The sequence below is a fragment of the Sphingomonas sp. Leaf231 genome (genome assembly GCF_001421995.1).
Classification (GTDB): Bacteria; Pseudomonadota; Alphaproteobacteria; order Sphingomonadales; family Sphingomonadaceae; genus Sphingomonas.
The window spans coordinates 438,581-460,328 of record NZ_LMLS01000001.1; the positions used below are offsets into that span (position 1 = coordinate 438,581).

General features: G+C 67.6%; 23 protein-coding genes and 1 tRNA gene. 7 read left to right on the plus strand and 17 right to left on the minus strand.

Annotated elements, in window-relative coordinates; genetic code table 11:
* Window positions 1–82 precede the first annotated feature (82 nt).
* From typA to ASE95_RS02185, 3 genes are all read right to left on the minus strand, one after another.
* Window positions 83–1,906, minus strand: a complete 1,824-nt coding sequence (gene typA, locus ASE95_RS02175; RefSeq protein ID WP_056630832.1) for a translational GTPase TypA — start codon at window positions 1,904–1,906, stop codon at window positions 83–85.
* 152 nt (window positions 1,907–2,058) lie between these two features.
* Entirely contained in the window at window positions 2,059–2,229 is a 171-nt protein-coding gene (locus ASE95_RS02180) for a metallothionein (protein WP_056630835.1), read from the minus strand.
* A 3-nt stretch (window positions 2,230–2,232) separates the two neighbouring features.
* Window positions 2,233–2,538, minus strand: coding sequence for an ArsR/SmtB family transcription factor (locus ASE95_RS02185; RefSeq protein WP_056632974.1), 306 nt, complete (start codon window positions 2,536–2,538; stop codon window positions 2,233–2,235).
* Window positions 2,539–2,726: 188 nt separating this feature from the next.
* Between ASE95_RS02185 and ASE95_RS02190 the strand changes: the two genes are divergently transcribed.
* Together ASE95_RS02190 and ASE95_RS02195 are read left to right on the plus strand one after the other, a co-directional pair.
* Entirely contained in the window at window positions 2,727–3,932 is a 1,206-nt protein-coding gene (locus ASE95_RS02190; RefSeq protein ID WP_056632976.1) for a toxic anion resistance protein, read from the plus strand.
* The gene (locus tag ASE95_RS02195) at window positions 3,929–4,642 is read left to right on the plus strand and encodes a hypothetical protein (RefSeq protein WP_056630839.1); all 714 of its coding nucleotides are present in this window, start codon (window positions 3,929–3,931) and stop codon (window positions 4,640–4,642) included. Before ASE95_RS02190 ends, ASE95_RS02195 begins: the two co-directional genes overlap by 4 nt.
* Window positions 4,643–4,663: 21 nt before the next feature.
* Here the strand turns inward: ASE95_RS02195 and ASE95_RS02200 are convergent, their stop codons facing one another.
* Window positions 4,664–5,389, minus strand: a complete 726-nt coding sequence (locus tag ASE95_RS02200) for an FkbM family methyltransferase (protein WP_056630840.1) — start codon at window positions 5,387–5,389, stop codon at window positions 4,664–4,666.
* 313 nt (window positions 5,390–5,702) lie between these two features.
* Here ASE95_RS02200 and ASE95_RS02205 point away from each other — a divergent pair.
* Window positions 5,703–5,778: transfer RNA gene (locus ASE95_RS02205), tRNA-Val, on the plus strand.
* A 21-nt stretch (window positions 5,779–5,799) separates the two neighbouring features.
* On the opposite strand, the gene ASE95_RS02210 is transcribed toward ASE95_RS02205, so the two are convergent.
* The 6 genes from ASE95_RS02210 to ASE95_RS17180 form a co-directional block, all read right to left on the minus strand.
* Entirely contained in the window at window positions 5,800–6,720 is a 921-nt protein-coding gene (locus ASE95_RS02210) for a winged helix DNA-binding protein (RefSeq protein WP_056630844.1), read from the minus strand.
* Between the two features lie 3 nt (window positions 6,721–6,723).
* Window positions 6,724–8,217, minus strand: a complete 1,494-nt coding sequence (locus ASE95_RS02215) for an NAD(P)(+) transhydrogenase (Re/Si-specific) subunit beta (RefSeq protein WP_056630848.1) — start codon at window positions 8,215–8,217, stop codon at window positions 6,724–6,726.
* Window positions 8,218–8,316: 99 nt separating this feature from the next.
* Complete coding sequence (locus ASE95_RS02220; protein WP_056630851.1) at window positions 8,317–8,613, minus strand: NAD(P) transhydrogenase subunit alpha; 297 nt, start codon at window positions 8,611–8,613, stop codon at window positions 8,317–8,319.
* Between the two features lie 20 nt (window positions 8,614–8,633).
* Window positions 8,634–9,122, minus strand: coding sequence for a hypothetical protein (locus ASE95_RS02225; protein WP_056630854.1), 489 nt, complete (start codon window positions 9,120–9,122; stop codon window positions 8,634–8,636).
* The gene (locus ASE95_RS02230; protein ID WP_056630856.1) at window positions 9,119–10,240 is read right to left on the minus strand and encodes an NAD(P) transhydrogenase subunit alpha; all 1,122 of its coding nucleotides are present in this window, start codon (window positions 10,238–10,240) and stop codon (window positions 9,119–9,121) included. Before ASE95_RS02230 ends, ASE95_RS02225 begins: the two co-directional genes overlap by 4 nt.
* 7 nt (window positions 10,241–10,247) lie before the next feature.
* The gene (locus ASE95_RS17180; protein ID WP_082449453.1) at window positions 10,248–10,370 is read right to left on the minus strand and encodes an aa3-type cytochrome c oxidase subunit IV; all 123 of its coding nucleotides are present in this window, start codon (window positions 10,368–10,370) and stop codon (window positions 10,248–10,250) included.
* A gap of 155 nt (window positions 10,371–10,525) precedes the next feature.
* Here ASE95_RS17180 and ASE95_RS02235 point away from each other — a divergent pair, with 155 nt between their 5' ends.
* Both ASE95_RS02235 and ASE95_RS02240 read left to right on the plus strand, forming a co-directional pair.
* Complete coding sequence (locus ASE95_RS02235; protein WP_056632977.1) at window positions 10,526–11,935, plus strand: sigma-54-dependent transcriptional regulator; 1,410 nt, start codon at window positions 10,526–10,528, stop codon at window positions 11,933–11,935.
* 19 nt (window positions 11,936–11,954) lie between these two features.
* Window positions 11,955–12,710: an SDR family NAD(P)-dependent oxidoreductase gene (locus tag ASE95_RS02240; RefSeq protein ID WP_056630859.1), complete on the plus strand. Its 756-nt coding sequence runs from the start codon at window positions 11,955–11,957 to the stop codon at window positions 12,708–12,710.
* Between the two features lie 58 nt (window positions 12,711–12,768).
* Here the strand turns inward: ASE95_RS02240 and ASE95_RS02245 are convergent, their stop codons facing one another.
* Both ASE95_RS02245 and folP read right to left on the minus strand, forming a co-directional pair.
* Window positions 12,769–13,656 carry a bestrophin family protein gene (locus ASE95_RS02245; protein ID WP_056630863.1) on the minus strand — a complete coding sequence of 296 codons (888 nt, stop codon included), beginning with the start codon at window positions 13,654–13,656 and terminating at the stop codon, window positions 12,769–12,771.
* A gap of 40 nt (window positions 13,657–13,696) precedes the next feature.
* A complete protein-coding gene (folP, locus tag ASE95_RS02250; RefSeq protein WP_056630866.1) occupies window positions 13,697–14,755 on the minus strand; it encodes a dihydropteroate synthase in 1,059 nt (352 codons plus the stop codon).
* Window positions 14,756–14,994: 239 nt separating this feature from the next.
* Here folP and ASE95_RS02255 point away from each other — a divergent pair, with 239 nt between their 5' ends.
* Window positions 14,995–15,234: a hypothetical protein gene (locus ASE95_RS02255; RefSeq protein WP_056630868.1), complete on the plus strand. Its 240-nt coding sequence runs from the start codon at window positions 14,995–14,997 to the stop codon at window positions 15,232–15,234.
* Window positions 15,235–15,306: 72 nt separating this feature from the next.
* Here ASE95_RS02255 and mdoH read toward each other — a convergent pair whose 3' ends face one another.
* The 3 genes from mdoH to ASE95_RS02270 all read right to left on the minus strand — a co-directional run bounded on the left by mdoH (window position 15,307) and on the right by ASE95_RS02270 (window position 19,466).
* Window positions 15,307–17,109, minus strand: a complete 1,803-nt coding sequence (mdoH, locus tag ASE95_RS02260) for a glucans biosynthesis glucosyltransferase MdoH (RefSeq protein ID WP_082449455.1) — start codon at window positions 17,107–17,109, stop codon at window positions 15,307–15,309.
* Entirely contained in the window at window positions 17,106–18,569 is a 1,464-nt protein-coding gene (locus tag ASE95_RS02265; RefSeq protein WP_235528131.1) for a glucan biosynthesis protein, read from the minus strand. The genes mdoH and ASE95_RS02265 overlap by 4 nt, the downstream gene beginning before the upstream one ends.
* A gap of 102 nt (window positions 18,570–18,671) precedes the next feature.
* Window positions 18,672–19,466 (minus strand): thymidylate synthase, encoded by a 795-nt coding sequence (locus ASE95_RS02270; RefSeq protein ID WP_082449951.1) that lies wholly within the window; start codon window positions 19,464–19,466, stop codon window positions 18,672–18,674.
* Window positions 19,467–19,549: 83 nt separating this feature from the next.
* On the opposite strand from ASE95_RS02270, the gene ASE95_RS02275 reads away from it, so the two are divergent.
* Complete coding sequence (locus ASE95_RS02275) at window positions 19,550–19,783, plus strand: hypothetical protein (protein WP_056630875.1); 234 nt, start codon at window positions 19,550–19,552, stop codon at window positions 19,781–19,783.
* Between the two features lie 110 nt (window positions 19,784–19,893).
* Here ASE95_RS02275 and ASE95_RS02280 read toward each other — a convergent pair whose 3' ends face one another.
* Together ASE95_RS02280 and prfB are read right to left on the minus strand one after the other, a co-directional pair.
* The gene (locus tag ASE95_RS02280) at window positions 19,894–20,619 is read right to left on the minus strand and encodes a class I SAM-dependent methyltransferase (RefSeq protein WP_235528133.1); all 726 of its coding nucleotides are present in this window, start codon (window positions 20,617–20,619) and stop codon (window positions 19,894–19,896) included.
* On the minus strand, window positions 20,620–21,747 hold the full coding sequence (gene prfB, locus ASE95_RS02285) for a peptide chain release factor 2 (protein WP_056632984.1): 1,128 nt from the start codon (window positions 21,745–21,747) through the stop codon (window positions 20,620–20,622).
* Window position 21,748: the final 1 nt, after the last annotated feature.

The window sequence follows — 21,748 nt, forward strand, 5'->3', positions numbered from 1 at the left end:
TCGTCGGCGGCGCCTTGCGCGCCGTCGGCCGGGCAAGGCTGAAGCTTGCGGGCAGCTTGCGCCGCCCGCTTGCCGCCCCGCCTTATGCCGCCTGCTTCGAGCGGCTGGCGCGCTTCCGCTCGTTGGGGTCGAGGTGGCGCTTGCGCAGCCGGATCGACTTGGGCGTGACTTCGACCATCTCGTCGTCGTCGATATAGGCGATCGCCTGCTCCAGCGTCATCTTCTTGGGCGGGGTCAGGCGGACCTGATCGTCCTTGCCGCCGCTGGCGCGGAAGTTGGTCAGCTGCTTGGCCTTCATCGGGTTGACCTCGAGGTCATCCGTCTTGGCGTTTTCGCCGATGATCATGCCCTCGTACAGCGCCTCGCCGTGGCCGACGAACAGGATGCCGCGATCCTCGAGCGGGCCGAGCGCATAGGATTGCGCTTCGCCGACACCGTTCGAGATGAGCACGCCGTTCTTGCGCCCCTCGATCGCGCCGCGGTGCGGGCCGTACTTCTCGAACAGCCGGTTCATGATGCCGGTGCCGCGCGTGTCCGACAGGAACTCGCCGTGATAGCCGATCATGCCGCGGCTGGGCGCGGAGAAGGTGATGCGCGTCTTGCCGCCGGTCGACGGCCGCATGTCGGTCATCTCCGCCTTGCGCAGGTTCATCTTCTCGACGACCGTGCCCGAATGCTCCTCATCGACGTCGATGATGACGGTTTCGTACGGCTCGGTCTTCTTGCCGTTCTCGTCCTCGCCGAACAGCACGCGCGGGCGGCTGATCCCCAGCTCGAACCCCTCGCGGCGCATCGTCTCGATCAGCACGCCCAGCTGGAGCTCGCCGCGGCCCGCCACCTCGAAGCTGTCGCGGTCGGCCGCCTCGGTCACCTTGATCGCGACGTTGGTTTCGGCCTCGCGCATCAGGCGATCGCGGATCATGCGGCTGGTCACCTTGCTGCCCTCACGCCCCGCCATCGGCGAATCGTTGACCGCGAAACGCATCGACAGCGTCGGCGGATCGATCGGCTGGGCATGGATCGCCTGCGTCACGCTGGTGTCGCAGATCGTGTGCGCCACCGTCGCGACCGCAAGGCCGGCAAGCGAAATGATGTCGCCCGCGCGCGCTTCCTCGACGGGCACGCGCTCCAGCCCGCGGAAGCTCATCAGCTTCGACGCGCGACCGGTTTCGATGACGTTGCTGTCGTCGTCCAGCGCGTGGATCGGCTGGTTCACCTTCACCACGCCCGACTGGACGCGGCCGGTGAGGATACGGCCGAGGAAATTGTCGCGGTCGAGCAGCGTCACCAGGAAGCTGAACGGCGCATCCTCGTCGAGGTTCGGCGGCGGCACGTGATCGACGATCTTCTGGAACATCGGGGTCAGCGTGCCCTCACGCCGATCCATGTCCTCCGAGGCATAGCCGTTGCGGCCCGATGCGTAGAGGACGGGGAAGTCCAGCTGCTCGTCCGACGCCTCCAGCGCGACGAACAGGTCGAACACCTCGTCCAGCACTTCCTGGATGCGCGCGTCCGAACGGTCGACCTTGTTGACGACCACGATCGGGCGCAGGCCCAGCGCCAGCGCCTTGCCGGTCACGAACTTGGTCTGCGGCATCGCGCCCTCGGCCGCGTCGACCAGCAGGATCACGCCGTCGACCATCGACAGGATGCGCTCCACCTCGCCACCGAAATCGGCGTGGCCCGGCGTATCGACGATGTTGATGCGCGTGCCTTCCCACTCGATCGACGTCGGCTTGGCGAGAATGGTGATCCCGCGCTCCTTTTCGAGATCGTTCGAGTCCATCGCGCGCTCCTCGACGCGCTGGTTGTCGCGGAACGTGCCGGACTGACGAAACAATTGGTCGACGAGGGTGGTCTTGCCATGATCGACGTGCGCGATGATGGCGATGTTGCGCAGGTTCATACGGGTTCCTGAGGGTGGCCCGCTGATACGCAGGCAGTTTCGCCGGGGCGCATAGCGGAAAGTTCCGCGCGACGCCAGCCTTGGCCGACACGAACAGGCCGGCCGCTCAAAGGAGCGACCGGCCCGTCCCCGTCAATACGATCGTGAGGCGATCAGCCGTGGCAGGCGCAGCCGGCATGTTCGCAGCCGTCGCCATCGGCATGATGCCCGGCGCACGAATCGCTGCAGAAGCTGCGGCCCTCGGCCTCCACGGCCTTGCCGGCGGACACGATGCACACGCAGTCGGCGCAGGCGCACTTCACCATTTCAACGATAACGCTCATGTTTCAATCCTCGTGGCTATGGTCTTCGGGTTCCAGAATGTGGTCCATCATATTGGTCAGCATGACCCGGACGTGACAGTCGGGCAGCGCGTAGAACACGTTGCGCCCCTGACGGCTCTGGCGGAGCAACCGCCCCGCCCGCAGCAGGCGGAGATGCTGCGACACGAGGCTTTGGCTGATGCCCAGTTCCTCCGTCAGATCCCCCACCGACCGCGGCCCACCAAGGCACGCCGCGACCAGCCGAAGCCGGTTCGGCTCCCCCAGCAGCCGGAACAGTTCCGACAATTGCGCACTTTCGTCCGGAGACATGCTTTCACTCATATGAACTAACGCTCATATATTCATATAAGCACATTCCGGCAAGCGAAATAACGTGGATCAAGAACGTGGCGGACTGCGGCTCTTGTCCGGGGCATCGCCGTGTTATATTGGCAATACAGTTGAAAGTGCAGGCGCATCGCGGGACAGTGCCGCGCAGGATAGAGGATGACGTGACGATGGCGACCGCTCCGAACGACGCGACCGAGCCGACGCTGGTCCTGACCCCGCCCGATCCCGTGCCAGAGGTACGCGCCGAAAAAGCCGCGGGGCTGGTGCCGGTCGACGAGGGTAAGCGCGACGAGCTGGAACGGCGGGTCGACGCTTTCGTCGAGCAGTTGGTGGCCGAGGACGTCAACTCGCCCGAGTTCGGCAAGCGCGTCGATGCGATCACCGCAATGGGTCAGAAAGAGATCCGCGATGCGGCGGGACAGTCCAACCGCTTCCTTGATCGACCGGTACGCGCGATGGATCAGGAGGCGGGTGTCGGCAAGGATCTGGCCGAGCTGCGCCGCGTCGTCGAGGACCTCGATCCCGGCAAGCGCGGCAAGCTGACCACGCCGCAAAAGCTGTTCGGGGTGATCCCGTACGGCAACAAGATGCGCAATTATTTCGACGGCTACAAATCGTCGCAGACGCATATCGCCTCGATCCTGAAGAGCCTGGGCAGCGGCAAGGACGAGCTGCTGATGGACAATGCGACGATCGATACCGAGCGCGCGAACCTGTGGTCGGCGATGGGACGGCTGGAGCAGATGATCCATCTGGCACGGACGATGGATTCGCGGCTGGAGGAAAAGGCCGACGAGCTTGACCACAGCGATCCGGCGAAGGCCAAGGCGATCCGCGAGACCGCGCTGTTCTACGCGCGGCAACGCACGCAGGACCTGCTGACGCAGATGGCGGTGACGGTGCAGGGCTATCTGGCGCTGGACCTGGTGAAGAAGAACAACGTCGAGCTGATCAAGGGCGTCGATCGTGCCAGCACCACGACGGTCGCCGCGCTGCGCACCGCCGTGACGGTGGCGCAGGCGCTGACCAGCCAGAAACTGGTGCTGGAGCAGATCACGCAGCTGAACGCGACGACCGCCGGGCTGATCGATTCGACTGGCAACCTGCTGCGCCAGAACACGGCGCGCATCCATGAGCAGGCCGCCGCCTCGACCATCCCGCTGGAGACGCTGCAACGCGCGTTCCAGAACATCTACGACACGATGGATGCGATCGACACGTTCAAGCTGAAGGCGCTGGACACGATGAAGGTCACCGTCGACACGCTGGGCAACGAGGTGGAGAAATCGCGCGGCTACATCGCGCGGGCGGAGGGCGCGTCGCAGAACCGCGTCGCGGGCGGGGCCGAGCAGTTCAAGCTGGAGGCGCTGTGACCCCCGCCCCGCCTTCCGACGTCGACGATGCCATTGCGGTCGCGCGCATCGCGCAGGAGCGGCGACGCGGCGGCGCGGTCATCCCGCTCCAGCGGCGGTCGCGGCGCGGGCGCGGCGGGCGCAAGGCGCGCATGGTCGTGGTGGCGGCGGGCGCAGGCGTGATCCTGACGATCGCGATGCTGATGGGACTGGGTGCGTTCGGGCTGGTCGCGGTGGCGGCGTTGATCCTGGCCATGACGATGCTGGTGCTGTTCGCGCCCGCGACACCGGTGCCGACCGCGGAGCTGATCGCGAAATCGGAACTGAAGGCGTTGCCGGCGCAGGCGGCGCGGTGGCTGGATGCGCGCCGCCCGACGCTGCCCGCGCCTGCGCTGACCGTGCTGAACCAGCTCGACACCCGGCTCGATATGCTGGGCGTACAGGTGGCGGCGCTCGACGAGGACGGCCCGATGGCGGACGAGATCCGCCGGCTGGTCGGCGAACAATTGCCCGGCTTCGTCGAGGATTATGCGCGCGTGCCCGCGGCAATGCGCACACGCGCGCGCAACGGCACCACGCCGGACCAGCAACTCGTGGAGGGGCTGGCGGTGATCGAGCGCGAACTGGGCGAAATCAGCGAGCGACTGGCGCAAGGCGATCTCGACGCGCTGGACGCCAAGCGGCGCTTCCTGACGATCAAATACGAAGAGGATGCACCATCGGGCGGGTGAGCGCCGCCCGATGTTCCACCCTCAGCGGACCAGATCGTTCCTGACCGCATAGCTGTTCAATTCCAGCGGGTTCAGCACACGATCGGCATGAACCGGCATCAGATTGACGAAGCTGAAGCCGCCATCGATGATCGCGTTGATGCTGTCCGGCATGGCCGGGCTGTCCTTGTACAGCCGTCGCACCGCGATTTCGCTCGACAGGCCGACGAAGTCGGCGAGCCGTGTTCCGGCACCGCGCAGCACCTCCAGATCATAGCCCTGGGTGTCCATTTTCAGGAACGGCCGGCGGAACCCGAACGTCTTCGACCATTCGTCGAACTTCTCGTCGATCCGCGCGACCGGCACGTCGATGACGGTTTCGACCTGATTGTCGTCGGCCAGCGAACTGTCCTCGTCCCGGCTGGGTGCCTTGAACGAGGAGAAGACATCGCATTTCATGACGTTGAGCGGCAGGGTGCCGGCCTCTGCGCCGAGCGCCATGTTGAACGTGTGCCAATTGCCGTCACGAAGGCCGGCTGCTTCCAGCTCCCTGAACGGTACGATCCCGGGCTCGAACGACACGATCATGCCGCGATAGCCGCTGCGACGCAGCAGCCCGCCGTACTGGCCGCGATTTGCGCCGACATCGAACACGCAATCAACATCCAGCGCGGTAAGCAATTGGCCGAGAAAGCGCTTCTCGATCCAGTCGCCGGTGCCGTCACGACGAAATATCTCGACGTCCAGGCTCCGCGCGAGCGCGTCCATGACTCTTCTCTTCAACGACATCGGCACAGCCCCCCTGCCCAATTCAACGATCCCGCGCGCCCCTCCCGGTCGTACCATCGCGAGCCCGGCACCTTGCGGCGGGGCATCGCGCGGTCGTCGACCGAACGCGCCGCAACGAGCATGGCAGAAGCCGCGCCTCGCACAAGCGACCGCGACATACCGACCTGTCCCTAAACAGGTCGGAACGTCACGCCTGCGAGCGACGCCGACGTTCGACGTCGCTGCCCCTTGATCCCGCCGCGCGGCCGTGTAGAGAACAGCCACGGCAATGTTGCGGGCTTCCCGCCGCGCCGGGCGCTTAGCTCAGCTGGTAGAGCGGCTCGTTTACACCGAGTAGGTCGGCGGTTCGAACCCGTCAGCGCCCACCATCCTACATCCTCCGCGCGACGCTACACCAACGGCAGCCGCGCTTCCGCGAGCGTCGTGATATAGCGGTGCATCGCACTCGCCGCGTCGTCGGTCAGCGCGACGAAGGCCCGGCGGCGATCGGCGGGATCGGGCGCGCGATCGAGCAGGCGCACCGACGTCAGCTTGGCGATCCAGCGCAGCGCGGTGGTCGGCGCGACCGCCGCGGCGATGCAGAGGCTCGACACCGACACGCGTCCGCCCTCCAGCCGGGCGGCAAACAGATCCAGCAGCATATCCCACGCCGGATCTTCGAACAGGCCGTCGCCGAAGAAGCGATCGCGCAGCCGTCGCGCCCGCAGCACGTCCCGTACCGCACCGGCGGTGACGTCCGCCTCGGTCGGTGCCGCGGCGAACGTCATGCGGCGATCTTCCGCACGCCCGCCGCCATCGCGCTCGCCGATCCTTGCGAGCATCTCGGCGATGCGCGCCACCTCGGCGTTGAGACGGGCGAATCGTTCGCGTTCCTCATCGCCCGTGCGCACCGCGCGTCCACCGCGTGCGGCGGCGACCGCCAGCGCGCTGATCCACTCCGCCTGGTCCGGTGCGCAGAGCAATTGCACATCGTCCGCGGCATCGCCCAGCGCGGCGACGACAAGATCGATCTGCGCGACGTTCATCGCCACGATACTGCGCCAGGCGCGACCGCGCACCATGGCGCCGACCGCGCCGACCACGTCATGCGCCAGATCGTCGGCCGCCCCCTCCAGATCGATGACGACCACCGGTGCCGGTTCCTGCACGGCGGAGAGCGCGGCGGCGGCATCTTCCAGCGCGACATGCGCCGTGACCTGTCCGCCGATCAGCGCGATCGCCTCCTGCGCGGCGGTCGCGCCGCCCGCATCGACCGTGGCCAGCACGAACGGCGCGGCGCGCGCGCCGTCGAACACGAAATCGCCCGTCATCGCTCAGTCCAGCGCCTTGACGATTTCTTCCACCATCTTCTTCGCGTCGGCCAGCAGCATCATGGTATTGTCCCTGTAGAAAACGTCGTTGTCGACGCCGGCATAGCCGACCCCGCCCATCGAACGCTTCACGAACAGCACCGTTTTGGCCTTTTCAACGTCGAGCACCGGCATGCCGTAGATCGGCGAGGTCTTGTCGGTCTTGGCGGCGGGATTGGTGACGTCGTTCGCCCCGATCACGAATGCGACATCGGTCTGCGCGAACTCGCTGTTGATATCCTCCAGCTCGAACACTTCATCATATGACACGTTCGCTTCGGCGAGCAGGACGTTCATATGCCCCGGCATTCGGCCCGCTACCGGATGGATGGCGTATTTGACGCGCACGCCTTCCGCCTTCAGCTTGTCGCCCATTTCGCGCAGCACGTGCTGCGCCTGCGCCACCGCCATGCCATAGCCGGGAACGATCACCACCTGTTCGGCCTGGCTCATCAGGAAGGCGGCGTCCTCGGCCGAGCCGCGCTTCCATGGCCGGTCCGTTTTGGCGGCGTCCGCACCGCCGGCGGCGGTCGCCGCGCCGAACCCGCCGGCGATCACGCTGATGAAGCTGCGGTTCATCGCGCGGCACATGATGTAGGACAGGATCGCGCCCGACGAACCGACCAGCGCGCCGGTGATGATCATCGCGCTATTGTGCAGCGTGAAGCCCATCGCCGCCGCCGCCCAGCCCGAATAGCTGTTGAGCATCGACACCACCACCGGCATGTCCGCGCCGCCGATCGGCACGATCAGCAGGAAGCCGATGACGAAGCTGAGCGCGGTGATCGTCCAGAACACCCACGGGTTTTGATCGAGGGTGAAATAGGCCACCAACGCGATGATCGCGGCCAGCACGGACAGGTTGATGACGTGGCGCGCGGGCAGCAGGATCGGCGCGCCGCCCATGTTGCCGTTCAGCTTGAGGAACGCGATGACCGAACCGGAGAAGGTGATCGCGCCGATCGCGATGCCCAGCCCCATCTCGATCCGGCTGACCGGGTTGATGAGCGCGAACCCGCCGTCAGGCGTCAGCACCGGCGTCGCGATCCCGAAGGCGACGGGATTGAGGAAGGCGGCGGCGGCGACCAGCACCGCGGCAAGACCGACAAGGCTGTGGAAGGCGGCCACCAGCTGCGGCATCGCGGTCATCGCGATGCGGCGCGCGGTGGTGATGCCGATCGCCGCGCCCAGTGCGATCGCGGCGACGATCTCGAACACCGCGAGCGTATCGACGGCCGACAACAAGGCGGCGTAATCATATCCTTCGACCAGCACCGTGATCGTCGGCACGTGCGTGACCAGCGTGGTCACCACCGCGATCCCCATGCCGATCATGCCGAAACGGTTGCCGCGCTGGCTGGTCGTGGGCGAGGACAGTCCGCGCAGCGCGAGGATGAAGCACACGCCCGCGACGAGGTACGCCAGGGCGACCCATGGATTGACGGCGACGTGTTGCATGATGCTCCCCCCCTATGCGTCACCCCGGCAATCGCCGGAGCCTTATCGCTCGCGTCGCGGACCGGCGGCGCGAGATCCCGGCCTGCGCCGGAACGACGGTCAGTGCCTGGCCGCCGGACGGTCTTTTTTCTTGTACATCGCCAGCATGCGGTGCGTGACCGCGAAGCCGCCGAAGATGTTGATGCTGGCCAGCACCACAGCCAGCAGACCCAGCCACTTGCCGCCGACGCTGCCCGCCGCCGCGCTGGCGATCAGCGCGCCGACGATGATGACGCTGGAAATCGCGTTGGTCACCGCCATCAACGGCGTGTGCAGCGCGGGCGTGACCGACCAGACCACGTAATAACCGACGAAGCACGCCAGCACGAAGATCGACAGGATCGCGATGAAGTCCATGGTTGCTCCCTTTCGGCCGGTCAGTCGCGCGGCGTCGCGGCGGCGCGGTCGCGGATCGCGACCATCTCCGCGAAGATGCGGTCGGCCTCGGCGAAATGTTCCTTGCGGTCGCGCGCGGCCTGATCGGCTTCGCGGCGCGCCTCCGCACGCTCGGCCCGGCGGCGTTGCGCAGCGGTTTGCACCAGCCCCGGCGGGGGCGGCGGCAACGGCGGACGCGCGCATTCGTAGATGGTGTTGCGGTCGTGCTTCTCGCGCTCGGCGACCGCATTCGCATACACTTTGGCCAGCTTCGTGCCCGCCAGCGAACGGACGAACCCGGCGTCGCGCGCATCGTTCAGCGCGCGATACGCCGCGACCGTATCAGGCGCGCAGTGCGCCACGACGAACATCTGGTAGCGATCGACCAGATCGTAGAACGCCTTGCGATCGGCCTCCGCCGGGGAGTCAGCCGCCGACGCCGCGCCGGCGATCAGCAGCCCGAGCGCCATCGCGGCCGCGTGCCACTTCACGTGAGCAACCGCGCGTTGACGACCTGACCGCCCTTCGTCAGCCGGATCGCGTCCCCGATTTCGTCGTCCAGCACCGGGCGGCCCTGTTCCTTGTCCCAGAAGGTCGAGAGGAAGTTGTAGAGGTTGCGCGCGAACAGCGCCGAGGCGTCCGCCGGCAAGCGACCGGCGACGTTGCGGTGGCCGACGATCTTCACGCCATGCCGCTCCACCACCTCGCCCGCGACCGCGCCCTCGACGTTGCCGCCCTGCTCCACCGCGAGATCGACGACGACCGAACCGGAGCGCATCGACGCCAGTTGCGAATCGGTCACCAGCCGCGGTGCGGGGCGACCGGGGATCAGCGCGGTGGTGATGACGATGTCCTGCTTCGCGATGTGCGCCGACACCAGCTCGGCCTGTGCCGCCTGATATTCGGGTGACATCTCTCCGGCATAGCCGCCAGCGCCCTCACCCTCGATCCCCGCGACATTCTCCACGAAGATCGGCTTGGCCCCGAGCGACTGGATCTGTTCCTTCGTCGCCGAGCGCACGTCGGTGGCCGACACCTGCGCGCCCAGCCGCCGCGCGGTGGCGATGGCCTGAAGACCGGCGACGCCGACGCCCATCACGAACACGCGCGCCGCGCTGACGGTGCCCGCCGCGGTCATCATCATCGGGAAGGCGCGGCCATATTCCGATGCGGCGTCCAGCACCGATTTGTAACCGGACAGGTTGGATTGCGAGGACAGGATATCCATCGACTGCGCGCGGGTGATGCGCGGCATGAACTCCATCGCCAGCGCCTCCAGCCCGGCGGCGGCATAGCCGTCGACGCGGGCGCGCTCCCCGAACGGGTTCAGCCCCGCGACCACCCATGCACCGGGTGCAACGGCGGCGAGCGAAGCGGGCTCGGGCCCCTGGACGCCCAGCACGATATCCGCGCCCGACAGCGTCGCGGCGCGATCCCCGATCGTCGCGCCGGCCGCGGCGTAATCGGCATCGGCATAGGAGGCCGCGGCGCCAGCGCCCGCCTCCACCGCCAGCGTGGCCCCCAATGCGGCGAATTTCCTCACCGTCTCCGGCGTCGCCGCCACCCGGCGCTCGCCCGGCGCCTGCTCCCGCGCGACCGCGATCTTCACCGCGAGGTTACGAAATCAGCCAGATGACGAGAGACGCGAGCAGAAAGCACGCGACCGCGCCGTATTTCAGCATCCCGATCATGCTGGTGTAGGTCGACTCATGCGCCTTCAGGTTGGCTGGATCGGCCATGGTGGTCCTCTTATCGTTCTTCGTTCCGTCGCGATGGTAGTAAAGCCGTCCGCAACAGGCAATACGGGGGGCGCATTGTGACAGTTAGATTTAAGCTCGCCTTTACTCCGCCGCATTAGAGCAGCATCGGACGAAACATGGGGCCGGGCCTGAACATGACGCGCAACGGACAACGTCTGCTGATGCTGATCGACGCGGATGCGGCGCAACGGCGCACCGTGTCGACCATCGCGACGCGCGGCGGCTGGCGCACGATCACCGCCGACGATGCGGAGGCCGCGCTGGCGACGCTGGCCACCGAGGACGGCATGCAGCTGGACGCGATCCTGCTGGACCAGAGCGCCGAGGAGGTCGACCCCGCCCCCGTGATCGCGCAGTTGCGCGCGTACCGCCCGCAGCTGCCGATCCTGTTGCTGACCGCGCACGCCTCCGTCAGCAGCGCGGTCGACGCGATGCGGTCCGGCGCGACCGACTATCTCAGCAAGCCCCTGGCACCGGAGCGATTGCTCCACGCGCTGGACGCGGCGATCGGCGCGACCACCAGCGGCGAGCTGCGCCCGCTGACCGAGAAGATCCCGGCGATGCTGGGCTTCGACGAGATCGTCGGGACCGCTCCGGAATTCCGCGCGGCGATGGGCATCGCGGCCAAAGCGGCGCGCGCGCGCGTCGCGGTGCTGATCGAGGGCGAAAGCGGGGTCGGCAAGGAAGTGGTGGCCGAGGCGATCCACGCCGCCTCCCCGCGCGCGCAATTCGAGCGCATCACCATCAATTGCGCGGCGGTGGCCGGCAATTCGATCGCCAGCGAATTGTTCGGGCACGAACCGGGCGCATTCGCCGGGGCGTTCGAGCGGCGGCAGGGGCGATTCGTCGCCGCGCACGGCGGCACGCTGTTCCTGGACGAGGTCGATTGCCTGCCGCTGGATGCGCAGGCGCTGCTGATGCGAACGCTGCAGAGCGGCGAGGTCCTGCCGCTGGGCGCGCGCCACACGCAGGCGGTGGACGTGCGCGTGATCGCCGCCACCAACAAGCGGCTGGGCGACGAGGTGGCCGCCGGGCGGTTCCGCGAGGATCTGTATTTCCGACTGAACGCCGTGACCGTGCCGATCCCGCCCCTGCGCGAGCGGGCCAGCGACATCCCGGCGCTGGCCCGCCACCTGCTGGAGCGGATCGCGGGCCAGCCCGGGTTGCGCCACCTGAAGATCACCGACGACGCATTGACGTTGCTGATGCTGTACGACTGGCCCGGCAACGTCCGCCAATTGCAGAACGCGCTGTTTCGCGCCGCCGTGCTGTGCGAGCGCGATACGCTGACCCGCGCCGATTTCCCGCAGATCGCGGCGCTGGGCAGCCGGGCGGCGCCCCGCCCGCGCGACGGCGCGGCGGGGGTTGCGTTGTTCTGTGCCGACGGCCACCTTCGCCCGCTGGAGGAGATCGAGGCCGATATCATCCGGCTGGCGATCGCCCATTATCGCGGGCGCATGACCGAGGTGGCACGGCGTTTGGGGATCGGGCGCTCCACACTGTACCGCAAGCTGAGCGAGCTGGGCATCGACACCGCAGCCTGAGCACGGCATCGTCCGCGGCATGACGCCGCCCTTTGCCAACCGCCGCTATCTCGTCACGGGGGCCGCATCGGGGATCGGGCTGGCCGTGGTGCACCGCCTAGCGGAGGGCGGCGCGGCCCGGCTGGTGCTGGTCGATCGCGATGCAGCGGCGCTGACGCGCATCGACGTCCACTGCCCGCTCGACCTGCTGCACGGCGACGTCGCCGACGCGGCGCTGTGGGACGAAGCCGCGCCGATGCTGGCGGGGATCGACGGCGCGGTGGTGAACGCGGGCGTTGCCGGCGTCGGCGCGATCGTCGACCTGGCTATCGCCGAATGGCGGCGCATCCTGTCGGTCAATCTCGACGGCGCGTTCCTGACGCTGCGCGCCACGTTGCGGGCGATGGCCGGGCGATCGGGCGCGATCGTCGTGGTCGCCTCCGCCGCCGGGATCAAGGCCGAACCGGGAATCGCGGCCTATGCCGCATCGAAGGCGGGGCTGATCCAGCTGGTCAAGGTGGCGGCGAAGGAAGGCGCGGCGCAGCGGCTGCGCGTCAACGCGATCGCACCGGGCGGGGTGGAGACGCCGGTGTGGGATGCGGTGCCGATGTTCGCCGCGCGTGCCGCCGCGATCGGCCGGGACGCGGCATTCGCGGAAATGGCGGGGACGGCGACCCCGCTCGGGCGTTTCGCGACGGCGGACGAAATGGCCGGGCAGGTCGCCTTCCTGCTATCCGACGCGGCGGCAACGACGACCGGCGCGGTGCTGGTCAGCGACGGCGGCTACACTTTGTAGAGGCTTCGCGCCGTTCACCGTCCGCGCGCATCCGGCACGTGCGTCAATCGGATGACGCTCACCACAGCACCCCGGTCTTGTCGGCGACGAGCGGTTCCGGTGCCTCGTCGCCGATCGACTGAAGCAGGTCGATCTCGATCGTACGGCACATCGCGTTCAGCGGCAGATCGTGAACGGTGTTCGCGAACGGATCGACCAGATCGTCGCCGATCGCCAGCACCGCCAGGAACATCAGTCCCGCCACCGTCGAGCCGAGCGGCGTCGCGAAGCCCAGCGTCTCGACCAGGCCGATCGGCAACAGGATGCAGAACAGGTGGGTGAAGATCGTCGGGAAGAAACGATATTGGTTCGGCAGCGGCGTGTTCTTCAACCGCTCCATCCCGCCTTGTGCATTGGCGATGTCGATCAGCACGCTTTCCATCGACGTCTGCTGGATCGTGTCGATCCAGCCGTTGCGGCGGGCGAGATCGATGCGACGACCGGTGCCGTCGACGATGCCGTTGGCGGTGTTGGTGCGCGACAACGCGAAATCCGCCTCGCCCTTCGACAGGAAGCGCAGCACCTCCGCATCCACCTTCTGCTTGCGCAACTGACAACGCAGCGCATTCACATAGGCGATCTGGCGCAGCACGATCGTGCGCTTCATGTCGCGCGCCTCCGGATCAGGCAGGAAGTTGCGCGCGGCACGCGCCAGATTGCGGCTGGCGTTGATCATCAGCCCCCAGAGCGAGCGACCTTCCCACCAGCGCTGGTAAGCTGAATTGCTGCGAAATCCGAGGAACAGCGCCAGTGCCGAGCCGAACAACGTCAGCGGTAGTTCCGGCGCTTGAAACGGCAGGACGAGATAAGTGGCGGTCACGATCACGTCCCAGATGAACAGGACGGCAAGCGGCTTCCAGACTTCGCGGGCGATCTGGGCAACACGGGGAACGGCGGTTACGATCATGGGCTGCCAACGCTTGTTAGTGGGGTTCGTTTCATTCGCGTCACGAAGTGCCGGCGAGCGAACGGTCGCGCATGCCGCGCCAGACCCGTAGCGCCTGGACCGTGGCGGCGACGTCATGGACGCGGATCAGTTGCACGCCCGCCTGCGCACCGGCCACTGCCAGCGCGATCGATCCGCCGAGCCGGTCGGCCACGGACGCCTCGTTGTCGAGCGCGCCGATCAGTCGCTTCCGACTGACGCCGAGCATGATCGGGCAGCCGAGGCCGTGGAAAGTCGCCAGTCCGTTGAGCAGCGCCAGATTGTCGGCCAGCGACTTTCCGAAGCCGATGCCGGGATCGACCATGATGCGCGTGCGCTCGACCCCGGCGGCGACCACTGCGTCGACGCGCGCCTCCAGCCAGTCAAACACCTCGCCCACGACGTCACGGTACATGGGGCGGCCGTGCCCGCCGGCCTTGGGATCGGGTGAGTGCATGAGCACGACGGGGGCACCGGATCGCACGACCAGATCAAGCGCACGATCGTCCCACAGCAGTGCCGAGACATCGTTGACGATGCCCGCGCCTGCCGCCAGCGCGGCCTCCATAACCGCGGCCTTGCGCGTGTCGACGGAGACGAGCGCCCCGCCCCGCGCCAGCCGTTCGATAACCGGCACGACGCGGCGTGCCTCGTCCTCTTCCCACACCAGGGCCGCGCCGGGACGCGTCGACTCGCCGCCGACGTCGATCACCGCCGCGCCCGCCGCCGCCAGCGCCATCCCTGCGGACGCCGCGCCCGCCGGATCGTCGACATGCGCACCACCGTCCGAGAAGCTGTCGGGGGTGACGTTCAGAATACCGGCGACCTGCGGCTGGTCGAACCGCAAGGTGCGTTCGCCCAGCACCCAGGACGAACGCGGCGCGGTGATGCGCGCATGAAGCGTGGCCGCGCGGCTGCCCAATTGCGCGATATCCGCGACGGGAACGACTCGCCGGTGACCATGGTCATGCGCTTCATAGGCGGCGAACCGCTGCATTCCTCCTGCCAGTCGAGCGACATGGCCATCGGGGTAGGCGAAGGGAGCATCGACAAAATGAACCGGGCGAAGATGGAGCGTCATGCGGCGGGCCTAGCCGCCGCGTGAGGACTTGGCGAGTATCGGCGAGTAATTCGAATGACGTAGCCAAAAGTGAGTGCGATGCAGCAACGTTGCAGACAAACACCAGCGCGACGAAGACGTGACAGGCGCGGCGCTGCCATCATCGCAGGCAGCGACCCCTTCGTCGCATTGTAACAATAGTGCCGTTGCATGATGCAGCGCGGCATGACATGGCCGCCCCTCTTGAGGGAGATGTATCAATGAAGAAGTTTCTGTTGGCGGCTGCGGTCGCTTCGCTCGCGACCGTTCCGGCCGTCGCAGCTCCGGTGAACTCGGCAGCCAGCCTGTCGGTCGCCAAGGCGGCGCGCGCATCGGCGCCGACCGCCAAGAAGAACGAGCTGGCCGGTGGCGGTCTGATCGTTGCGGCGGTCGCGGCCGCTGCGGTCATCGCGGGCATCATCATCATCGCCGACGATGGTGACGATTCGGACAGCAACTGAGCCTTTAGCCAGTTGGACGAAGGGGGGGGAGCGACGGCAGCGTCGCTCCCCCCCTTTTTCGTGCGTGCCGGATCAGCCCGCCACCACCAGCGGCTCGGCGCGCGGCTCCTCATCCCCGGCGTCGGTGACGAACATGCCGACGCGGGCCGCGCGCCGTCCCCAGCGTTCGCTCGCGGTCCATTGCACGATCAGCGGCGACAGCAGCAGACCGGCGGTGACCGGTGACAGCCACAAGGCCGCAGTCGGCATCAGCGGCGACAGGGCGAGCAACGCCGCTCCCGCCATGACATGCCAGCGATAGCGCGGGACGATCGCCGCCATCGCCAGACTGTCGCCGCGGCGGTTCTGCGGCTGCCATTCCGCCTTGCGCTGCCGCGCGATGCCGAGCAGGTCGATCGTCTGGGTCAGCGCGATCGCAGGGGCGGCCAGCGTCGATAGCGGCACATCGAGCAACACCGAGCGCAGGATCGCGCCCGTACCGCCCAGCGCCCGCCGTCGGCGCGCATCCGCCAGCGCGTGAATGACGCCCAGCAGCTTCGGCCCGAACAGCAGCGCCAACGTGGTGCCCAGCACCATGCCGGACGGATCGCCGGACATCAGCCCTGCCTCGCCCCGCACCGCTTGCACCACGCTGACCACGATCAGCAACAGCCACAGCGGCGAGGCAAGATAGCCCGCCGCGCCGAGCAGCAATTGCAGACGGTTGATCCAGTGGAACCCCGATGCGTGCAGCAGCCCGAGATGCTGGAGGTTGCCCTGCGCCCAGCGCCGGTCGCGCACCGCCGCGTCGATCAGCGTCGGGGGATATTCCTCGAACGTCTCCTCGGTCATCACCATGTGGACGCGCCAGCCACGGCGTCGCAGCAGCGCGGCCTCGACCACGTCGTGGCTCATGATCGTGCCCCCGAACGGCGGGGCGCCGGGCAAGACCGGCAATCCGCAGCATTCGGCGAAGGCATGGACGCGGATCAATGCGTTATGGCCCCAGAAGGTCGCCTCCGCGCCCGACCACCAGACCAGTCCGGCGGTGGCCGCCGGACCGTAGATGCGGCTGGCGAACTGCATCCACCGCTGGAACAGCGTGGTCGCGCCGATCACCTGCGGCACGGTTTGCAACAGCGCGACGCCGGGCCGGCGATCCATGATCTGCGTCATGCCCACGATCGTCTCGCCGCCCATCAGGCTGTCGGCATCGAGCATCAGCATGTAATCATATGCCGCGCCGTGCGCGCGCAGCCAGTCCGCGATATTGCCCGGCTTGCGCCCGATATTCTCGACGCGGCGGCGGTAATAGACCGCGCAGTCGCTGCGCGCCGCAAGCAAGCGCCACGCGGCGACCTCCGCGGCTTCGTTGTCGGCCGACGAGTCGCTCAGGATGAAGAAGTCGAACGCGCCGCAGGTGCCGGTCCGTGTCAGCGCATCGGCCATGTGCGACAACCGGCCGCACACCTCGCCGATATCCTCGTTATGGACCGGCATCAGGATGGCGGTCCGACCCTTCAACGGTTCGGACCAGCGCGGCATCGGCGTGAAGCCCGGGTGCAATCCGGTCGCCAGTACGATGAACCCGACGACCGCGTTGATGAACCCGAACGCCAGCAAGGCGAACAGCGGAAAGAACACCGTCAGCAACAGCATGTCGCTGACCGCCAGCCCGTCGGTCAGCACCGATTCCTTGAGGGCGGTGGACGCAGCGAGCGCCAGCACCAGCGTCAACAGCACCAGGATCGCCCGCCGCGCGAACGTATCCGCGGGCGATCCGATCGCGCCGTCGAACGGGTCGGGCGCACGGCCGCGGGGCGGCGGCCCGTCGAACCGCTGCTCGGGCATCTCCAGCGGCGCGGGGGCCGGCAGGCGGGGGTAAGCGTCCGTCACGGGCGATGCAGCGGCATCAACAGCGTCTCGCCAAGCACCGCCGCGCCGCGTTTCAGGAACAACCGCACGTCGGCTGGCCCGGCGCCGTCCGGCGCGACGTCGGCGGTGACCCGCCAGCGGTTGCGCTGACCGACCACGGGATAGGCCGCGCTTTCCAGCAGCTTGCCCCGCGAAACCCCGATCTCTGCGGTGACCCCGCTCTCCCGCGTCAAACCGGCCAGCCCGTCACCGACGAAATCGGCGACCAGCTTTACAGCGCCCGCGATCGCCGCCGCGCCCGGTCGTCCCGCGCTGCCGGTCCAGGTATCGACGACATGCGCGATGCGGCCGACGCTGGGATCGGTGGAGCCCCATGTCAGGCGATAGTCGAAGGCCAGCCGCTGTCCGGCCGCGACCGGCGCACCCGGCGTCCAGAAGCAGACGACGTTGTCCGTCGTCTCCCCCGCCGTCGGAAAGGCGTAGAGGATCACCCGCCCCGCGCCCCATTTGCCCTGCGGCTCGATCCACAGATTGGGGCGGCGATCGTAGAACGCGCCGTCGTCCTGATAATGGTCGAACGCACGGTCGCGTTGCAGCAGGCCGAAGGCGCGCACGTCATCGGCGGCGAAGCTGTCGGTGGTCGGCTGCGCCGGGTTGCGCAGCGGGCGCCAGACATGTTCACCGCCGGCAGTCCGCATCGCCAGACCGTCGGAATCGTGGATCTCGGGACGCCAGTCGGTCGCGGTGCGGTGGCTGCGGTCGTCGTACCAGAACATGCTGGTCGCGGGTGCGATGCCGAGCCGCGCGACCGGACGGCGCAGGAACAGCACCGACGACACATCCTGCACCACCGCGCCGGGATGGCGCGTGACGAAGCGGAACGCGCCGGTGAGGCTTTCGCCATCCAGCAGTGCGTAGATGGTGTAGCCGCCACCGCTCTGTCGCTCGATCCAGAAGTGGGTAAAGGTCGGAAACTGCTCCTTCTCCAGCCCGGTATCGATCGCGATGCCGCGCGCCGACAGGCCGTATTGATCCTGCGAGCCGGCGGAGCGGAAGTAGGAGGCACCCATATAGGCCAGCCAGTCGCTCTCGCGTCCCGGCTCCATCACCCGGAACCCGGCGAAGCCCGGCGCGGGGATGACGCCGTTCTTCGTCTCGAACAGGTCGGGCGCATAATCGACGCGAGTGGCGCTGCCGTTCGCGACGACGTGGAGCGTGACCGGCACCGGCGCATATTTGCCGAGCGGAAACGGGCGGACCCCGCCGGCCAGCGTCTTTTCCGGACGGTAGCGGATGCCGCCGACCGCATCGTAATCCAGCGCGGCGGCGGCGGCGACCGGTTGAGGCGCGCGATACGGCTGCTTCGACAAACCCTCGGCACGTTGCTGGAGCAGCGCCCAGGAAAACGGCGCGGCCTCACCGCCGCCGCGTTGCGCCTGTGCCAATGCCGGCCACAGCGCGGTCGCGCCCGTCGCCAGCATCGCGTCTCTTCGACTGATCTTCATCATAGCTGCGAAACAAGCTACGCGGCCGATTGTTGCAACGCAAAATAGCCGTGCCGAGCCGCCGCTGCGGCGGGATGGTCAGACCGAGACGGCGGCGCGAATGTGTGGTTGCGCCTCGTAGCCGTGCAGGACGAAGTCAGCGGGCTGATAGGCGTCGATCGACGGAGCGCGTCGCGCGATCTCCAGACGGGGCAACGCAGTCGGCTGTCGCGCCAGCTGCGTCTCCGCCTGTTCGAGATGATTCAGGTAGAGATGGCAGTCGCCGCCGGTCCAGATGAACTCCCCGACTTCCAGGTCGCATTGCTGCGCGAGCATATGGGTAAGCAACGCGTAACTGGCGATGTTGAACGGCACGCCCAGGAAGATGTCCGCCGAACGCTGATAAAGTTGCAGCGACAGCTTGCCGTTCGCGACATAGGTCTGGAACAGGCAGTGGCACGGCGACAGTGCCATGGCGTGCAATTCGCCCGGGTTCCACGCTGTGACGATCTGCCGACGCGATGCGGGGTTGGTGCGGATCTGTTCCACCAGACCGGCGATCTGGTCGATATGACGCCCGTCCGCCGCCACCCAGTCACGCCATTGCTTGCCATAGACCGGGCCGAGATCGCCGTCGTCGCCGGCCCATTCGTCCCAGATGCTGACCTTGTGCTCCTGCAACCAGCGCACGTTGGTGTCGCCGCGCAGGAACCACAGCAGCTCGACGATGATAGAGCGTAGATGCAGCTTCTTGGTGGTGAGGACGGGGAAGCCCTTGCCCAGGTCAAAGCGCATTTGATGCCCGAACACGCTGAGCGTGCCGGTGCCCGTCCGGTCGTCCTGCCGTGCACCCGAATCGAGCACGTGGCGCATGAGATCGAGATATTGCTGCACGCGCGCGGTCGTAGCGTGGCCGGGCTCATCGCGCCACCGCGCGAAACATGCCAAAGGCAAGCTGACGGACAAAAGAGGTCCACATGCCGATCAAGGATCTGGAAGAATCGCCCGTTCCCACCCCACGGGAAGTGGCGCTCACGTTCGAGCTGCTGGTGCGGTTCAATCCCGAACTGGACTGGTGGCCGAAGTGGCGCGATCGGGGCGACGACGCGGCAACCGATGCTCCTGGCCGCGGCTGGCCGCCCTCGCTCCCCGGCAGCGCGAGTGCTGCTATCCCGGACGACCAGACCGGAGCGACATCAGGTCGGGCCTAAACCGGAGCACAATCCACCATATATCGCTATTCTGCCCTATCCCGGCTGCGAGGTCGACTTGTTCCGCGATCGCGGGCCGAATGATCGCCCGATCCTCGCCGATAACGTCGTCACGCCATCCGGCACGCCCTGATTTCCGCCGGATCGGGTCGTCGCCCGGCGGCGCGGAAGGTCGCGAGGTAGCCGCCGGCCGAGCGCAATTCGCGGAAACCGACCTGCGCATAGCCGACGGCGGCGAACTCGCAGCGCAGGAGGCGCGGCGGGGTGCCGTGCTGCTTGGTGGGACGGTTCGCGTCGACCACCACCACCAGCCCGTCACGCCGCAGCGACGGGCGCATCCGCCACAGGAACGCGTACGGCTGCTCGATCTCGTGGTACATGTGGACCATGAAGATGCGGTCGAAGCTGTTGGCGGGCAGCCGTGGGTCGGCGGGCAGCCCCAGCCGCACGCTGACGTTGTCCAGCCGTTCGCGCGCCACGCGATTGGCCAGTCCCTCATGCACCGCAGGCACCACGTCCTCGGCCAGCACGCGTCCGTTCGGGCCGACCCGCGCGGCGAGGCGGATGGTGTAATAGCCCTCACCCGCGCCGAGATCGGCGACGGTCATCCCGTTGCGGATGTCGGCGAATTCCATCACCCGCCCCGCCTCGCCCAGTCGGTCGCGCGCCTCCTCGGTCGACCAGCGCGGCGAGACGATGCCGGCGACCGGACGGTCGGCAGCGGGGAACGGCCCCGGCTCCTTCTCCTTCTTGCGGATCAGCGGCTGCGACCCGTCGCACGCCGCCAGCAGCAGGGTGGCCACCGCCAGCAGCGTCACGGGCGCGCGTGTCGCCACTTAGTCGACATCCTCCACGACGACCGCCTCGCCGCTCACGCGCTGCGACAGCGCCGCGGCCATGAAATCGTCGAGGTCGCCGTCCAGCACGTCGCCCGGCGACGTCGAGGTCGTGCCGGTGCGCAGGTCCTTCACCAGCTGATAGGGCTGGAGCACGTAGCTGCGGATCTGGTGGCCCCAGCCGATGTCGGTCTTGGTCGCATTCTCGGCATTGGCCACCGCCTCGCGTTCGGCCAGTTCACGCTCGTACAGGCGGGCGCGCAGCTGGTTGTACGCCTCCGCCTTGTTCTTGTGCTGCGATCGCTGATTCTGGCATTGCACGACGATCCCGGTCGGCAAGTGCGTGATGCGCACCGCGGAATCGGTGGTGTTGATGTGCTGACCACCCGCGCCGGACGCGCGATACGTGTCGATGCGCAATTCGCTTTCGTTGATCTCGACTTCGATATTGTCGTCGATCACCGGATAGACCCACACGCTGGAAAAGCTGGTGTGGCGGCGCGCGGCGGAATCGTAGGGGCTGATCCGCACCAGCCGGTGCACGCCCGATTCGACCTTGGCATAGCCATAGGCGTTCTCGCCCTTGACCAGCAGGGTCGCGCTCTTGATCCCGGCCTGTTCGCCGGCATGATAGTCGACCAGCTCCACCTTCATGCCGCGCCGTTCCGCCCAGCGCGTGTACATGCGCTGGAGCATCTCGGCCCAATCCTGGCTTTCGGTGCCGCCCGCGCCGGCGTTGATCTCGATATAGCTGTCGTTGGCATCCGCCTCGCCCGCCAGCAGCGCCTTGACCTTGTCGGCCTGCGCACGATCGGCGAGCGCCTTGAGCGCCAGAACGCCTTCGTCGGCCATTTCGGCATCGCCCTCGGCATCGGCCATCTCGATCAGTTCGGCGGTGTCGGACAGCTCGCGCTCGATGTCGCGGGTGGCGGTGATCGCCTCGTCCAGCCGGCGACGCTCGCGCATCACCGCCTGCGCCTCCTTGGGGTTGCTCCACAACGCCTGGTCCTCGACCCGCGCGTTCAGCTCGTCCAACCGGCGGAGCGCGCGGTCCCAGTCGAGGAAGCGGCGCAACAGCGCCAGCGCCTCGTTGATGCTATCGACATGGGCCTGCGCTTCGGCGCGCATC

Coding starts and splice junctions, on each gene's coding strand:
- ASE95_RS02210 (WP_056630844.1), bottom strand. CDS start 6,720: ATGACGGGCGATTTCGTGTTCGACGGCGCGCGCGCCGCGCCGTTCGTG.
- prfB (WP_056632984.1), bottom strand. CDS start 21,747: ATGCGCGCCGAAGCGCAGGCCCATGTCGATAGCATCAACGAGGCGCTG.
- ASE95_RS17180 (WP_082449453.1), bottom strand. CDS start 10,370: ATGGCCGATCCAGCCAACCTGAAGGCGCATGAGTCGACCTACACCAGC.
- ASE95_RS02265 (WP_235528131.1), bottom strand. CDS start 18,569: ATGCTGGCGACGGGCGCGACCGCGCTGTGGCCGGCATTGGCACAGGCG.
- typA (WP_056630832.1), bottom strand. CDS start 1,906: ATGAACCTGCGCAACATCGCCATCATCGCGCACGTCGATCATGGCAAG.
- ASE95_RS02255 (WP_056630868.1), top strand. CDS start 14,995: ATGAAGAAGTTTCTGTTGGCGGCTGCGGTCGCTTCGCTCGCGACCGTT.
- ASE95_RS02275 (WP_056630875.1), top strand. CDS start 19,550: ATGCCGATCAAGGATCTGGAAGAATCGCCCGTTCCCACCCCACGGGAA.
- ASE95_RS02180 (WP_056630835.1), bottom strand. CDS start 2,229: ATGAGCGTTATCGTTGAAATGGTGAAGTGCGCCTGCGCCGACTGCGTG.
- ASE95_RS02245 (WP_056630863.1), bottom strand. CDS start 13,656: ATGATCGTAACCGCCGTTCCCCGTGTTGCCCAGATCGCCCGCGAAGTC.
- ASE95_RS02220 (WP_056630851.1), bottom strand. CDS start 8,613: ATGGACTTCATCGCGATCCTGTCGATCTTCGTGCTGGCGTGCTTCGTC.
- ASE95_RS02235 (WP_056632977.1), top strand. CDS start 10,526: ATGACGCGCAACGGACAACGTCTGCTGATGCTGATCGACGCGGATGCG.
- ASE95_RS02215 (WP_056630848.1), bottom strand. CDS start 8,217: ATGCAACACGTCGCCGTCAATCCATGGGTCGCCCTGGCGTACCTCGTC.
- ASE95_RS02190 (WP_056632976.1), top strand. CDS start 2,727: ATGGCGACCGCTCCGAACGACGCGACCGAGCCGACGCTGGTCCTGACC.
- ASE95_RS02185 (WP_056632974.1), bottom strand. CDS start 2,538: ATGTCTCCGGACGAAAGTGCGCAATTGTCGGAACTGTTCCGGCTGCTG.
- ASE95_RS02240 (WP_056630859.1), top strand. CDS start 11,955: ATGACGCCGCCCTTTGCCAACCGCCGCTATCTCGTCACGGGGGCCGCA.
- ASE95_RS02200 (WP_056630840.1), bottom strand. CDS start 5,389: ATGGACGCGCTCGCGCGGAGCCTGGACGTCGAGATATTTCGTCGTGAC.
- folP (WP_056630866.1), bottom strand. CDS start 14,755: ATGACGCTCCATCTTCGCCCGGTTCATTTTGTCGATGCTCCCTTCGCC.